This window comes from Saccharopolyspora flava, from assembly GCF_900116135.1.
GTDB lineage: Bacteria > Actinomycetota > Actinomycetes > Mycobacteriales > Pseudonocardiaceae > Saccharopolyspora > Saccharopolyspora flava.
Window position 1 is genome coordinate 400,738 of sequence record NZ_FOZX01000003.1, and the last position, 14,311, is coordinate 415,048.

General features: G+C 68.6%; 10 protein-coding genes and 1 pseudogene. 6 read left to right on the forward strand and 5 right to left on the reverse strand.

Annotation, left to right across the window (positions count from 1 at the left end; genetic code table 11):
• Positions 1-137: 137 nt before the first annotated feature.
• Positions 138-1,541, forward strand: coding sequence for an MFS transporter (locus BM424_RS11720; protein WP_245775777.1), 1,404 nt, complete (start codon positions 138-140; stop codon positions 1,539-1,541).
• A gap of 121 nt (positions 1,542-1,662) precedes the next feature.
• Here BM424_RS11720 and BM424_RS11725 read toward each other — a convergent pair whose 3' ends face one another.
• Positions 1,663-2,982, reverse strand: coding sequence for an HNH endonuclease signature motif containing protein (locus BM424_RS11725; RefSeq protein WP_175548045.1), 1,320 nt, complete (start codon positions 2,980-2,982; stop codon positions 1,663-1,665).
• Between the two features lie 327 nt (positions 2,983-3,309).
• Here BM424_RS11725 and BM424_RS11730 point away from each other — a divergent pair, with 327 nt between their 5' ends.
• Positions 3,310-4,350: an NAD(P)-dependent alcohol dehydrogenase gene (locus BM424_RS11730; protein ID WP_093416149.1), complete on the forward strand. Its 1,041-nt coding sequence runs from the start codon at positions 3,310-3,312 to the stop codon at positions 4,348-4,350.
• Between the two features lie 65 nt (positions 4,351-4,415).
• Here the strand turns inward: BM424_RS11730 and BM424_RS11735 are convergent.
• From BM424_RS11735 to BM424_RS11745, 3 genes and pseudogenes are all read right to left on the reverse strand, one after another.
• Positions 4,416-5,927, reverse strand: a pseudogene (locus BM424_RS11735) (CoA-acylating methylmalonate-semialdehyde dehydrogenase).
• 17 nt (positions 5,928-5,944) lie between these two features.
• On the reverse strand, positions 5,945-7,105 hold the full coding sequence (locus BM424_RS11740) for an iron-containing alcohol dehydrogenase (protein WP_093416151.1): 1,161 nt from the start codon (positions 7,103-7,105) through the stop codon (positions 5,945-5,947).
• Positions 7,106-7,132: 27 nt separating this feature from the next.
• The gene (locus BM424_RS11745; protein ID WP_093416154.1) at positions 7,133-8,473 is read right to left on the reverse strand and encodes an MFS transporter; all 1,341 of its coding nucleotides are present in this window, start codon (positions 8,471-8,473) and stop codon (positions 7,133-7,135) included.
• Between the two features lie 258 nt (positions 8,474-8,731).
• Here BM424_RS11745 and BM424_RS11750 point away from each other — a divergent pair, with 258 nt between their 5' ends.
• Both BM424_RS11750 and BM424_RS11755 read left to right on the forward strand, forming a co-directional pair.
• Entirely contained in the window at positions 8,732-9,643 is a 912-nt protein-coding gene (locus BM424_RS11750; protein ID WP_093416156.1) for a LysR family transcriptional regulator, read from the forward strand.
• 200 nt (positions 9,644-9,843) lie between these two features.
• Positions 9,844-12,051: a DEAD/DEAH box helicase gene (locus BM424_RS11755; RefSeq protein WP_093416159.1), complete on the forward strand. Its 2,208-nt coding sequence runs from the start codon at positions 9,844-9,846 to the stop codon at positions 12,049-12,051.
• Positions 12,052-12,088: 37 nt separating this feature from the next.
• Here BM424_RS11755 and BM424_RS28820 read toward each other — a convergent pair whose 3' ends face one another.
• Positions 12,089-12,256: a hypothetical protein gene (locus BM424_RS28820; protein WP_175548046.1), complete on the reverse strand. Its 168-nt coding sequence runs from the start codon at positions 12,254-12,256 to the stop codon at positions 12,089-12,091.
• 220 nt (positions 12,257-12,476) lie between these two features.
• Between BM424_RS28820 and BM424_RS11760 the strand changes: the two genes are divergently transcribed.
• Together BM424_RS11760 and BM424_RS11770 are read left to right on the forward strand one after the other, a co-directional pair.
• A complete protein-coding gene (locus BM424_RS11760; RefSeq protein WP_093416161.1) occupies positions 12,477-12,677 on the forward strand; it encodes a DUF397 domain-containing protein in 201 nt (66 codons plus the stop codon).
• 922 nt (positions 12,678-13,599) lie between these two features.
• Positions 13,600-14,013 (forward strand): ribonuclease domain-containing protein, encoded by a 414-nt coding sequence (locus BM424_RS11770; protein WP_093416166.1) that lies wholly within the window; start codon positions 13,600-13,602, stop codon positions 14,011-14,013.
• Positions 14,014-14,311 lie beyond the last annotated feature (298 nt).

The window sequence follows — 14,311 nt, forward strand, 5'->3', positions numbered from 1 at the left end:
CATACGGCGCTGTTTCGTTTTCGCCGGATTAGGCGACCTTGGTTTCTTCCACTACTGTCGTTCGCCATGTTCACGTACCGCAAGAAGGCATCTGCGCATTGCGAATCCGTGACCCTCCGCTTGAGGAGGTGGTCGTGGTGACCGGCAAGAAGGAAGATCCCGGATTCTCGCCCGGTATCCGGTCCGTCGGCGGCATCACGGTCGTCGACCCCTCGCTGGTGCGTCGCGCGGTCGCCGCGGCCGCGGTGGGGAACGTGACGGAGTGGTTCGACTTCGGGGTCTTCGCCTACATGGCGACCACGATCGGCAAGGTCTTCTACCCGTCGTCCAGCCCGACCGCCCAGCTGCTGGCGACGTTCGGCACGTTCGCCGCGGCGTTCCTGGTCCGCCCCATCGGCGGCATGTTCTTCGGCCCGCTCGGCGACCGCATCGGCCGCACGAAGGTGCTGGCCACCACGATGATCATGATGGCGGCCGGCACGTTCTGCATCGGCCTGATCCCCAGCCACGCCACCATCGGCCTGGCCGCCCCGATCCTGCTGCTGCTCGCCCGGCTCGTCCAGGGCTTCTCCACCGGTGGTGAGTACGGCGGTGCGATGACGTTCATCGCCGAGTACGCACCGGACCGCAGGCGCGGCTTCCTGGGCAGCTGGCTGGAGTTCGGCACCCTGACCGGCTACATCTTCGGTGCGGTGATCGTCGCGGTGCTCACGGCCGTCATGCCGGAGGAGGCACTGCTGTCGTGGGGCTGGCGCATCCCGTTCCTGATCGCCGGCCCGCTGGGCATCGTCGGCATGTACCTGCGGTTGAAGCTGGAGGAGACTCCGGCGTTCGCGCAGCTCGTCGAGACGCACGAGAAGCGCGAGGCCGAGTCGACCAAGACCGAGTTCCGCGAGATCTTCGTCCGCCACTGGCCGGCGATGCTGATCTGCGGCGCGCTGGTCCTGGTGTTCAACGTGACCAACTACATGCTCACCGCCTACATGCCGACCTACCTGTCGGACGAGATGCCGCCCGGAATCAGCGACACGGAGTCGTCGGTGCTGCAGATCGTGGTCATGGCGGTGATGCTCGTGGTCATCACGTTCATCGGCAGCGCCAGCGACCGCTTCGGCCGCAAGCCGGTCGTCATGACGGGCTGCATCGCCCTGGTGGTCCTGTCGGTTCCGTCGGTGCTGCTCATCCAGCAGAACACGATCCCGACGGTGTTCGCCGGCCTGATGATCATGGGTCTGATGCTGGTGGTGTTCAGCGCCACGATGCCCTCGACGCTGCCCGCCCTGTTCCCGACCAACATCCGCCAGGGCGGCCTGTCGATCTCGTTCAACATCTCGGTCTCGCTGTTCGGCGGCACGGTCGCCACGGTGATGACGGCCCTGATCGCCGCGACCGGTGATCTGATGTGGCCGGGTTACTACCTGATCGGCGCCGGTGTCATCGGCGCGATCGGGATCTGGTTCGCCCAGGAGTCCGCTGGACGGCCTCTCCCGGGTTCGCCGGCTTCGGCGGCCCCGGACGAGGAGGCCTCCGCGGCCCGGTAGTGCGGACGCGTCGGGTGCCGGAGCCGTTGTCCGGCACCCGACGTGCTTGCCCGGCAGATGGAGTTGTCAAACAGCAGGTGCCACGAGGGCGCGTTGGGTCGCCCGGCCAGCGCGGGCCGGTTCAGGTGGCGGGTTCGGGTTGTCGCGGTCTGGGAACGAGTTCCCGGACCAGACGCAGGTGGTCGCTCGGCCGGGCCGTTCCCCCGGGCCGTGGCGTCTGATCCGGGTCGATGCGTCGCGGTGGCGTGAACAGCGTTCTCCCCTCCTCGATGACGATGTTCCAGTGGTCACTGTGGACGGTCCGGTGGTGGAACGCACACAGCATCACCATGTTTCCCGGGTTCGTCTCTCCCCCGTTGAACCACTCGACGACGTGGTGCGCCTGCGAGGTGCCCGGCGGGTGCTCGCATCCGGGGAACGCGCAGATCCCGTCCCTCCGGAACAGCGCCGCCCGCAGCTGGGGCGGCGCGGTCCGCTCCTCCCTGCCGTAGTCGAGCGCGACCCCGTCGCTTCCGAGCACGACGGGCAGGATCCCGGCGTCGCAGGCCAAGCGGCGCACCGCGTCGACGCTGATCGGCTCCCCGTCGGCGAACATGCCCGGGAGAACCCCCTCGGCGTCGGAGTCGAGGCTGCGCACCAGGTCGTCGTATCCGACGGTGACCTGGACCTGCACCCGCTGACCGCCCACCCTCGGCATCCCCTCGGAGCCCAGCGCGAGATCCACCAAGGTCGCCAGACCGTCGGCGTGCCGCTGGGCAGGGGTCCGCGGGTCGGGCGTCCCGTCGTGGGCGGGGCAGGGCTTGGACAGCGGTCGCAGCGCGGCGATGAACTTCCGCCCGACCTCCTTGTCCAACCGCGCTTTGACCACGACGCTGCCGTCGCCGGTGGTGACGTAGTGCAGTTCGCGCGACTCGTGCTGGGCGTCCTCCTCCGACGCGGCCGCACGGCGGTCGTAGCCGGCGTTGATCCCGTTGGCCAACCGGCGCAGATCGCGGGGTCGGCACCGCCGGGCCCGCTGCACCAGCACCGTCTCCACGCGCGGCGCCTCGCCCGCGGCGTGCGCGGGAAGCCGCTTCACGCACGAGGCGATGACCTGCGCGTGCTCCACGCTGATCGCCCCCTCGGCCAGCGCCCGTCGCGCCTCGCTCGCCGCGCTGCTGACGGCGACCTCGACGCGACCGCGCGCCTGCCCGGGATCGACCCGGAGCACGTCCTGCAACCACACACCGGTGTTGCGCGCCCCGTGAGCCCGCGCCACCTCGTGCCTCTCGGCCTCGGCGATCAGCTCACCCTGGACCGAGTGCACGTACCGCGCGAGCGACTCCAATTCCCTGATGGCGCCCGCCAGTTCACTGGCGCGCCTCGGTGACGCCACGGCTCCCGCAACAGCGGCCCGAGCCGTGGCAACGGCATCGGCGAAAACCTGCGTCATCGAACTCATGTTCCCATTGTGCCGCCGAGCCACACCCCACGCCATCGCTAGATCAGGTGATCGAATCCCAAAGAACACAAGGCGTTTTCAACTTCCACCCGACAAACCCCCTCCCCACCACACCAACCGAGAACACACGAGCGAGGTAGAGGTCCCACGTCCAAACGCTGCACCTGTGCGGTGGGGGGGAAGTTTTCATGAAAACTTCCCCACCACCCACCCACCGCACAGGTGTTCCACGAGGTAACGCCCTGACCTCGGGTTTCTGGCGCCACGGATCCGCGTGCGCTCACCTACCATGCGGGACGTACCCGTGTCGCAGGTGAGGAGCAGGCGATGAAGGCGTTGCAGTACCGGGAGATCGGCTCCGCACCCGAGGTCGTCACCGTCCCCGATCCGGAGCCCGGGCCCGGTCAGGTGCTGCTGAAGGTCAGCGCCGCCGGTGCGTGCCACTCTGACATCGCCGTGATGAGCTGGCCGGCCGAGGGCTTCCCGTACGCGCTGCCGATGACCTTGGGGCACGAGGGCGTCGGCACCGTGGCCGCCCTCGGCGCCGGTGTCACGGGTCTGTCCGAGGGCGATGCGGTCGCGGTCTACGGGCCGTGGGGCTGCGGCATCTGCCTCAACTGCGCCGCGGGCAAGGAGAACTACTGCCTGCGCGCCGCTGACCTGGGAATCAACCCACCTGGGCTCGGCGCTCCCGGGTCGATGGCCGAGTACCTGATCGTCGACGATCCTCGCCACCTGGCCCCGCTGAACGGCTTGGACCCGGTCGACGCGGTCCCGCTGACCGATGCGGGCCTGACGCCGTACCACGCGATCAAGCCGACGCTGCCCAAGCTCGTCCCGGGAGCGACCGCGGTGGTCATCGGCGTGGGCGGGCTGGGGCACATCGCCGTCCAGATCCTCCGCGCGCTGACCAGCGCGCGCATCGTCGCCCTGGACGTCACCGAGGACAAGCTCGCCTTGGCCCGCACCGTCGGCGCCCACGAGACCCTGCTGTCGGATGACAAGGCCGCCGCCAAGGTCCGCGAGCTGACCGACGGCCGCGGCGCCCAAGCCGTCTTCGACTTCGTCGGCGCCCAGCCCACGGTGAACATCGCAGGCGCCGTGGCCTCGGTCGAGGCCGACATCACCATCGTCGGCATCGCAGGAGGCACCCTCCCCGTGGGCTTCGGCGCTCTCCCGTTCGAGGCCTCGGTGACCGCCCCCTACTGGGGCAGTCGCAGCGAGTTCCACGAGGTCCTGGAGCTGGCCCGAGCCGGAGCGATCTCGGTCCACACCGAGACGTACTCGCTGGACGAGGCACCCCGGGCGTACGAGCGCCTCCACGACGGCACGGTCAACGGCAGAGCAGTCGTCCTCCCCCACGGATGAGCAGCGCCCGCGGCAACGGTGATCGGGGCCGATCGACCTCGCGCGATCGGCCCTGATCCGCACCGTCAGTCGAGGGTGGGCATGGTGAAGTCGGCTGCTGCGAGACCGCCTGTGGGCCAGGCCGTGGTCGCGGTCTTGTTCCGGGTGTAGAACCGGACGCCTTCGGGACCGTACACGTGGTGGTCGCCGAACAGCGAGCGCTTCCAGCCGCCGAACGAGTGGAACGCCATCGGCACCGGGATCGGGATGTTGATGCCCACCATGCCGGCCTTGACCTGTGAGAAGAAGGTCCTGGCCGTGTTGCCGTCGCGGGTGAACACCGCTGTGCCGTTGCCGAACTCGTGGTCGTTGACGACGGCGAGGGCTTCGGTGAAGCTGTTCGCCCGGACCAGCGAGAGCACCGGTCCGAAGATCTCCTCGCGGTAGATCCGCATGTCCGGGGTGACGTGGTCGAACAGCGTCGGACCGAAGAAGAACCCGTTGCCGGCTTCGGGGATCTGCGTCTTGCGCCCGTCGACGACCAGCTCGGCTCCTTCGGTGACGCCGGCGTCGACGTAGCCGGCCACCTTGTCCCGGTGAGCGGCGGTGACCAGCGGTCCCATCTCGACGCCGTCGTTCATCCCCGGCCCGATCTTGAGGTTCCCGAGGGCTTCCACGAGGCGTTCGCGGAGCGCGTCGGCGGTTTCCGGGCCGACCGGAACGACCACCGAGATCGCCATGCAACGCTCCCCGGCCGAGCCGTAGGCGGCGCCCATCAGTGCCGACACGACCTTGTCGAGGTCGGCGTCGGGCATCACGACCATGTGGTTCTTGGCGCCGCCGAGGGCCTGGACCCGCTTGCCGTTCTCCGAAGCCGTGCGGTGCACGTACTCAGCGATGGGCGTGGAACCCACGAAGCTGACGGCTTCCACGCGGGGGTCGGTGAGCAGGCCGTCCACGGCCACCTTGTCACCGTGGACGACGTTGAACACGCCGTCCGGCAGCCCGGCTTCCTGGAGCAGTCGCGCGAGTTCGACGCTGAGCGTGGGGTCCTTCTCGGAGGGCTTGAGCACGAACGTGTTGCCGCAGGCCAGCGCCACCGGTGCCATCCACAGCGGCACCATGGCGGGGAGGTTGAACGGGGAGATGCCGGCGACCACACCGAGCGGCTGCCGCACGGTGACGGCGTCAATGCCGCGTCCGACGTTCTAGGAGTACTCGCCCTTGAGCAGCTGGGAGATGCCGCAGGCGAATTCGACGACCTCCATGCCCCGGGTGACCTCGCCCTGGGCGTCGTTGAACACCTTGCCGTGCTCGGCGACGATGATCTCGGAGAGCCGGTCCCGGTTGGCTTCGAGCAGGTCGCGGAAGCGGAACATGACCCGGGCGCGCACGTGCGCGGGTGTCGCGGACCAGGCCGGGAAGGCCTGGGCGGCGGCGTCGATAGCGGCGTCGACGTCGCTGTCGGCGGCGAAAGCGACGTGGCCGGTGGTCGCGCCGGTGGCGGGGTTGTAGACCTCGCCGCGCCGCTCACCGGTGCCGGGCGTGCTGCGGCCGTTGATCCAGTGCTCGATGCGGGTGCTGGGGGAAGCTGACATGGTCGTCTCCTGGGTGGTCACGAGTAGATCCGGTGGAACAGGTCCGCGATCTCGTCCGCTGACGGGACGCGCGGGTTGTTGAGGGGCGAGCCGGAGGCGAGGGCCTGCTCTGCCATGAGCGGGACCATCTCGCGGAACCGGACTTCGTCGACGCCGTAGACCTGCGGTGTGGGGACTCGCAGGTCGCGGCAGAGGTCGCGGATCGCCGCGACGAACGCGGTCGCGGCCTCGCCGTCGGCGGTGTCGGTCTCAGCCGCGCCGAAGGCTCGCGCGCAGTCGGCGTACCGCGCGGTGGCGTGCGGAACGGAGAACTCGGTGACGGCGGGGAACAGCATGGCGTTGGACATGCCGTGGGCGATGCCGACGTGGCTGCCCAGCGGCCTGCTCATGCCGTGGATGAGCGCGACGCTCGAGTTGGAGAAGGCGATCCCCGCCTGGGTGGCGGCCAGCATCATCGCCGCACGTCCCGTCGTGCACTGCCCGTCGGCGTAGGTGCTGCGGAGGTGTGCGCCGATCGTGGAGATGGCGGTGAGGCACAGCGCGTCGCTGAAGGGGTTCGCCTTCTTGCTGACGTATGCCTCGACGGCGTGGGTGAGCGCGTCGATGCCGGTGTCGGCCGTCAGCCGGGGCGGCGCGGACAGCGTCAGCTCGTAGTCGATCACCGCGGCGACGGGCAGGAAGGCCGGTCCGCTGCACAGCATCTTCTCGCCGGTTTCGCTGTCGGTGATGATGGTGAACTGGGTGGCTTCGGATCCGCTGCCCGCGGTGGTGGGCACGGCGATGATCGGCAACGCAGGGCCGGTGTTGGTCAGCGGGGCCTTGTAGTCGATCATCTCCCCGCCGCGGATCGCGAGCAGCGCCAGTGCTTTCGCGGTGTCCATGGGGGATCCGCCGCCCAGCCTGATGACAGCGTCGCAGTCGCCGTCCTTGAGGGCTTCGAGCCCGGCGAGCAGGGATTCGCTGGTGGGGTCGGGGACGGTGTCGGCGAACAGCTTCGGCCGCAGCCCGGTCTCGCGCAGCGCGGTCAGAACTCGTTCCGCGAGTCCGGTTCTCACCAGGAAGGCGTCTGTGACGACCAGCGGTCTGGCGCTGCCGAGCTGCTGGGCGAGGTCGCCGATCTGGTCGATCGCGCCTCCGCCGACGCGCATGTCGCGCGGCATCATGATCGTGTTGATCACAGGTGTCTCCTCATCGAGGTGTGGTGATCAGTCGGCGTGACTGCCCGCGCGTTCGCGGGTCGACGGCACGTCGAGCGCGTCGTAGGAGACGCCGTTGGTCTCCCGGGTGACGGCCACCGCGACGCCGCTGATGGCGATCGCGAGCAGGACGTAGGCGGTGATGGGGATCGAGCCGCCGTACCAGGCCAGGAGCGCTCCGGCGATGATCGGCGCCAGTGCTCCGGCGACGATGGAGGTGACCTGCGCGGCGATCGAGATGCCGGTGTAGCGCATGCGGGTCGGGAACATCTCGGTGAAGAACGCCGCCTGCGACCCGTACATCAGCGCGTGCGCGATGAGGCCCAGCATGATCGCGCTCAGGATCGCGGCGGTGCGGCCGGAGTCGAAGATGCTGAACGTGGTGATGGCCCAGGCCACCGAGACCACGAGCCCGGCCGCGATGACGGGTTTGCGGCCCCACTTGTCGGAGAGGTACCCGCACAGCGGCACCGCGACGAGGTGCAGCAGGTGCGCCAGGAGCATGAGTTCGAGGATGTGGATGGTCTCGGTGCCGACGACCACCTTCAGGTAGGTGATCGAGAACGAGACGACCATGTAGTAGAGGGTGTTCTCGCCCAGGCGAATTCCCATCGCCTTGAGCAGCGTCGCCTTGTGGGTGCGGAGGATTTCCCTGAGCGGGGAGTGCTCGTTCTCGGCGGACTTGGCCAGCGCTTCTTTGAACACCGGGGCGTCCTCGACCTGCATCCGGATGTAGTAGCCAAGCAGTACCAGGGCCGCCGAGGCGAGGAAGGCGATCCGCCAGCCCCAGGCGAGGAAGGCGTTCTCGGACAGGGTGACGCTGAGCAGTGCGAGGACCGCTGTGGCGAGGATGTTGCCGGCGGGCACGGCCGCCTGCGGGAAGCTCGCCCACAGGCCGCGACGATCGGAGCCTCCGTGCTCGCTGACGAGCAGCACGGCGCCGCCCCACTCGCCGCCGAGCGCGATGCCCTGGATGAAGCGGAGGGCCACCAGCATCACGGGAGCCCACACCCCGACCACGCCGTAGGTCGGCAGCAGTCCGATGCAGACCGTGGACAGGCCGATCATCAGCAGGCTGAGCTGCAGGAGCTTCTTGCGGCCGAGGGTGTCGCCGAAGTGGCCGAAGATGACGCCGCCGATGGGTCGGGCGATGAACCCGACGGCGTAGGTGCCGAGCGCGGCGATGATCCCCACCAGCTCGGAGCCGGCTTCGGGGAAGAACAGCTTGCCGAAGACGAGGGTGGCCACCGTGCCGTAGATGAAGAAGTCGTACCACTCGACGACGGTTCCCGCGGTGGAGGCCGCGATGATCAGGGTCGAGGGCCGTTGGGAGGTCGTCGCGCCGGCCATCACGCGTCGCCCCGCAACCGGGTGGGGTCCAGGTGTTTCGCGAGTGAGCCGTGCGCGGCCGGGAGTCCGCACAACATCGTTGTTGTCGTCATCTGCTGCTCCGCGTTGTCGAGCACCCGTCGTCTTCGAGCATCGGGTGCGCTGCGAGCACCAATCTCTCCGCCCGGTCGATGAGCAATCAAGCACCACCTTTGCAAGCATCGTGTGCAGATGTGCAAGACTGCAGGTCACGTGCGCATATCTGGGCTGAGGAGCACCATGCCGGGGAACTCGGTGGACCGGAATCTCCGCGTCGACGACCTGCGCTACCTGCTCGCGCTGGCCAACACGGGTCGTTTGGTGGCCGCGGCGAGCCAGCTGGGCGTCGACCACAGCACGGTGTCGCGGCGGCTGCGCGCGCTCGAACGCAGCCTGGGCGCGAAGCTGCTGGAACGATCGCTGGAAGGCTGGGAGCTGACCGAGTTCGGACGCAGGGTCATCGAACGCGCCCGCCCGATCGAGGACGCGCTCAAGGGCGTGGTGCAGGTGGCCGACGGCGCCGCCGGAGGAACTCTCGCCGGCAACTTCCGGATCACCGCCCCGGACGGTTTCGGCACGGCGTTCGTGGTTCCGGCGTTGACCCGGCTGCGGCAACGGCATCCCGGGTTGCAGGTCGAGCTCCTGACGGAGACCCGGCAGCTGAGCCTGCACCAGTCGGGTTTCGACATCGCCGTGGCCATCGGCGGTTCCACGTCACGCCGCTTGTTCACCGAGAAGCTGTGCGACTACCGGCTCGCGCTGTACGCCACGCGAGACTACCTGCACCGCAACGGTTCCCCGAACACCCGAGACGAGCTCCGCGACCACACCGTCGTCTTCTACGTGGACTCGCTGCTCCAGGTCGGCGGCCTCGACCTGCTGCAGTACCTGCCGGGCGTCGAACCGCGCTTCAGCTCCACGAACGTCCTCGCCCAGGTGGAGGCCACCAAGCACGGGGCGGGCATCGGCCTGCTCCCCCGCTTCCTCGCGGTCCGCGAACCGAGCCTCGTGGAACTCACCGACCTGGCGCTCGACGTCACCCTCTCGTTCACCCTCGCCGCCCGCCGCGACGGAATCAGCCGCCCAGCCCTGCAGGAAGTCCGCCGCGCCCTCCACGAAGAAGTCCAGCAACGCCGAGCCGAACTCATGTGACCGCCCACCTGGCCCGGCCGGACACCGGCACCGCTGACCGGTCGGACACGAGACATCGGCGAATCGAGCGCTTCACCTTCGGATCGATCCCCCAGAGGTGAAGCCGTTGCTGCAGACGGGCGTCGTGGAGCGCGTCTGCAGCCGGAACGTCGTGGACGGCTGCGATCATCGCAGTGCACACCACGGCAGCAGGGAGAAGAATGGACCCGCAACCCGGCGAGTCTCAGGCGGCGTCCGGAAACGCCACCGCAGCCAGGTCCGTGCTCGCGCACGCCACATCGTTCCTGGCAGCGGCGAACGCCGTTCTCGCCGCGCCGCAGCAGCTGCGCCGGCGTGCTCGGGAGCAGCACGAGTGGTTGCGGGATCAGGAGGCCCGTCGGCTGCTGCGGGAGATGCCGATCGACAGGCTGCGCGAGGCGAGTTCGGGGCAGGTTCGGCTCAGCGGGTTGGAGAAGGCGGGCGTCCGCACCGTCCTGGACGTCGTGTCTCTGTCGGTCGAGGAGTTGCAGCGCTACCCGGGCGTCGGGCAGAAGACGGCGCAGCAGGTTCGCCGGGCCGCCGACGCGCTGGCCGGTTCCGCGCGGAAGCAGGCGGTGTTCCGGTTCGACGCGGACCACCCCGATCCGGCTCAGGAACACCTCCTCGGCACGCTGCGGGCGCTGGAGGTCGCCGAACGCGAGGTCGGGGAACTGGGCCAGACCGTCCACCCGCTGACCGGTCTCGTCGAGGGGTTGCACAAGCGAGCGCGACGGGCGGGCAGCCGCGTGCGGATGTTCTTCTCGACCTCGCGGAAGAAGTCCGAAGCGCGAGAGGCGCTGGGCGAGCTCGCGAACGTGTTGCGGCGTCCGCTCGCGGAGCGCACCTTCGCCGCGGCCCGACGCGTCGGAGAGGCCGCGGGCCGCGACGGGCGGTCGCCGTGGTCCGACTACCGGCAACGCGCCGCCACCTACAACACGCTGCTGGGCCGCGTCACCGGTGAGGACTCGGCGGAGAGCCCCGCTTCGCGGGAGGAGATGCCGCGCGAGATTCGGCAGCAGATCTCCGCGATCTCCCTCGACACCGGTCGGCTGCGCGTGTCCCTGCGCGGTTACCAGGAGTTCGGTGCCAAGTTCGCGCTCGCGCGCCGGTTAACGATCCTGGGTGACGAGATGGGGTTGGGGAAGACGATCGAGGCGCTCGCGGTGCTCGCGCACCTGACGGCGTCCGGCCGACGGCACTTCCTGGTCGTGTGCCCGGCGGGGGTGCTGGTCAACTGGGCTTCCGAGGTCGTCGAGCACAGTCGCCTGGACGTCCACGTCCTGCACGGGCGGGACCGCGACGAGCGAACGCACGAGTGGGTGCGGGCGGGTGGCGTCGCGGTCACCACGTACGACACGTTGCGGCGGCTGCCCGACTTCCAGCAGGTGCGGCTGGGCCTGGTCGTCGTCGACGAGGCGCACTACATCAAGAACCCCGACGTCAAGCGTTCCCGGACCGTCGCCGCTCACGTTCGCCGCGCGGAGCACGCGCTGCTCCTCACCGGCACGCCGATGGAGAACCGGGTCGAGGAGTTCAAGCAGCTCATCTCCTACCTCCAGCCGGACATCGCCCGCAAGATCCGGACCCAGGACGCGCTCATGGACCCCCGCGCGTTCCGCCGGACCGTGGCGCCGGTGTACCTGCGCCGCAACCAGGAGGACGTGCTCACCGAACTCCCCGAGAAGCTCGAGCTCGACGACTGGGTCGAGCTCGGCGAGGCAGACGGGCGCGCGTACCGGAAAGCGGTGGCGGACGGCAGTTTCATGGCGATGCGGCGAGCCGCCTGCGCCCCGGGCACCGTCGAGGGCTCGGAGAAGCTCGACCGGCTTCACGACATCGTCGAGGAATCGGCCGCCAACGGCTGGAAGGTCGTGGTGTTCTCCTACTTCCTCGACGTTCTCGAAGCCGTGCGCACCGTCGTCGGGCCCATGTCCATGCCACCGCTGACCGGCAAGCTCTCACCCGAGGCGAAGCAGCAGCTCGTCGACAGGTTCAGCGCGCACGACGGTCCCGCGGTGCTCCCCTGCCAGATCAACGCGGGTGGTGTCGGCATGAACATCCAGGCCGCTTCGGTCGTCGTCATCACCGAACCGCAGCTCAAACCCAGCACCGAGGCGCAGGCCATCGCGCGCTGCCACCGCATGGGGCAGACCCGCAAGGTCCACGTCCACCGGCTGATGGCCAAGGACACCGTCGACCAGCGACTCCAGGAGATCCTCGAGGGCAAAACCCGGCTGTTCGACGCCTACGCCCGGGAGAGCACGACCAAGGACCGCAACACGGCCGCCACCGACGTCACCACCCTCAACCAGGACCTCCTGCACGACACCGCCATCCCGATGGATCAGCGAATCGTGCAGGTGGAACGCCAACGACTCCACCTCGACTGACCAACCCAGCGCGGAAAACGATCCGCTGCAGAAGCCCTCACTCCGCACTCACGCGCAGGAGCAGAGCCACCTCTTCGAGCACGCCGGCCACCTGCGACAGGTCGATGTCCACGCCACGTCCTGCCGCGACTTCGAACGCGACGTCGTCGAGGAGCCACTGCGCTTTGCGCAGCAGGCCTGCCAGCGTAGCGGCGTCGCTGGTCACGAGCCCACACCGGCATTGACCAGCACGCGCGCCTCGCGGTAGCACTCCTCGCAGGTCGGCCAGAGCCAGTGGAGCTCGGTTCCCTCGGCGATGGTGACCGAGTTCGCCCGCTACACCTCGATCGTCGCCGACCTCGACCGACTCTCATTGAATCCGCCGGACTCACGGGAGATGCTGAAGGGAGCACTAGCGAGCTGAAGCGAAATTGAAGGGAGCGCCGATGCCCGGCACATACAGCACCTGGCGCAAGTCGAGCAGGTCCGGCACCAACGGCGGCGAGTGCGTCGAGATCGGCTTCGCCGACACCGGCCGCGCCATCCGCGACACCAAGCAGGCGGGCGACACCCACCAGCCGACCCTGGAATTCAGCAACGACGCCTTCGCCACGTTCTTATCCCGCGTGAAATCCGGCGATTTCTGAGGAACATCCCCCCACCGCACCCTCCGTCTTGCTATCAAGATCGGGACGCATCAACGGACCAGCAACCGCGGCAATGTGGTGGAAGCGGCGAGGGGAAGCAGCCATTCCGAGCAGTGACCAGGAGTTCGCGAAGTTCGCCAGGTGGGCGCTCCCGCTCCGCAGCAACGCCACCCGCGGAGTCGTCGCCGAGTGGCTGGTCGCCAACGCGACCGGAGCCGATCTCAGAGAACCCCGCAACGAGTGGGATGACTACGACGTCAGGACGGCCAGCGGTATCACCGTCGAGGTGAAGTCCAGCGCCCGTCTTCAAGTCTGGGACTCGCCGAAGCACGCCCCGACGATCACCTACAGCGGCCTGCGCGGTCAGAGACTCGCCCCAGGAGGCGCCACCTACCTGGCCGGTCCTCCCGAGTTCCGGGCCGAGGTGTTCGTGTTCATGCTGCACACGGAGACGGACCCGGATCTCTACGACGTGTTCAACACCGCCCAATGGGAGTTCCGGGTTGTTCCCCGCGCAGTGCTCCGCTCGCTGAACCAGAGCAGCATCCGGTACTCACGACTGGTTTCGATGGGATACACGCCCGTTCCGCACGCGGAGCTCAGCGCGACCATCGACCGAGTCGGCTACCAACAGAGGACCTCGGAAGATCCGCCGGGCGCCAGGTCGTCGGGGGGACCTGCAGCGCGGCACGTGACCGACACGCGAGCAGCGCTACGGGAGCGCTTCGCTTTCCGAAAGCTCCCAGCACGGACTTCACATCGTTCCCGCAGCGCAGGCCGCCGCGCTCCAGCGGTCGGCGAAATGGTGTGGACCACTGATGTTCACGTTGTGGTGATGTGTTTGTCCAGTTGTCGCAGATCCGCCCCGCGAGGCTGAGGTGCCTCTAGATTCCGAGGCGCCGACTACCTTTCGGGAGGACGTGTGAAGCACAACCGCATCAACCCGGTGATCAAGCTGCTCGTGGCCGCGTTCGCCGTGCTCGGTCTGCTCGGCGGCGGTAGCGCCGTCGTCGCCCCGAGCGCCACGGCCGCGGTCGCCCAGGCCTGCGACGTCAACGGTTGCGACGAGGCTCGCAGCTCGAACGAGATCTGGGCGTCGTTGAACTACCCGTCGGAGCGCGGCTGGGTGGACTGGCCGGACGGGCAGTGCAACTTCGCCGGTGGCACCTACAACAACTACGAGGGCCAGCTCCCCGAGGGCCACAGCTACCTCGAGTTCGACGTGACCCCGCGCGAGTGCGGTGCCCAGCGCCAGGCCTACCGCCTGATCGTGGACACCACCACCAACGAGGTCTACTTCTCCCCGGACCACTACGAGACCTTCCACCTGCTCTGAGGTCCGAGCCGGTTTCAGCCGAAGCGCGGGAGCTTCAGCTGAAACCGGCCTTCCGGGTCCTCCCCCGCGGTCATCCGGCGCTGCCCCTCCTGCGTCCGCGCGCCCACGTCCCTGGTCGTCGAATCGGCCGGGGTCGTCGTCCTCGCCGTGACCGCGGTCCTCGCTCTTCGGTCTCGTGGGGGTGCGCAGTTTTCATGAAAACTGCGCACCCCCACGAGACCGAAGCTCCAACCGAAACTTCCCACCAACCCCATGACCAGGGGAAACCTCACCTCGTGCACGGGGTGGGGGAAGTTTT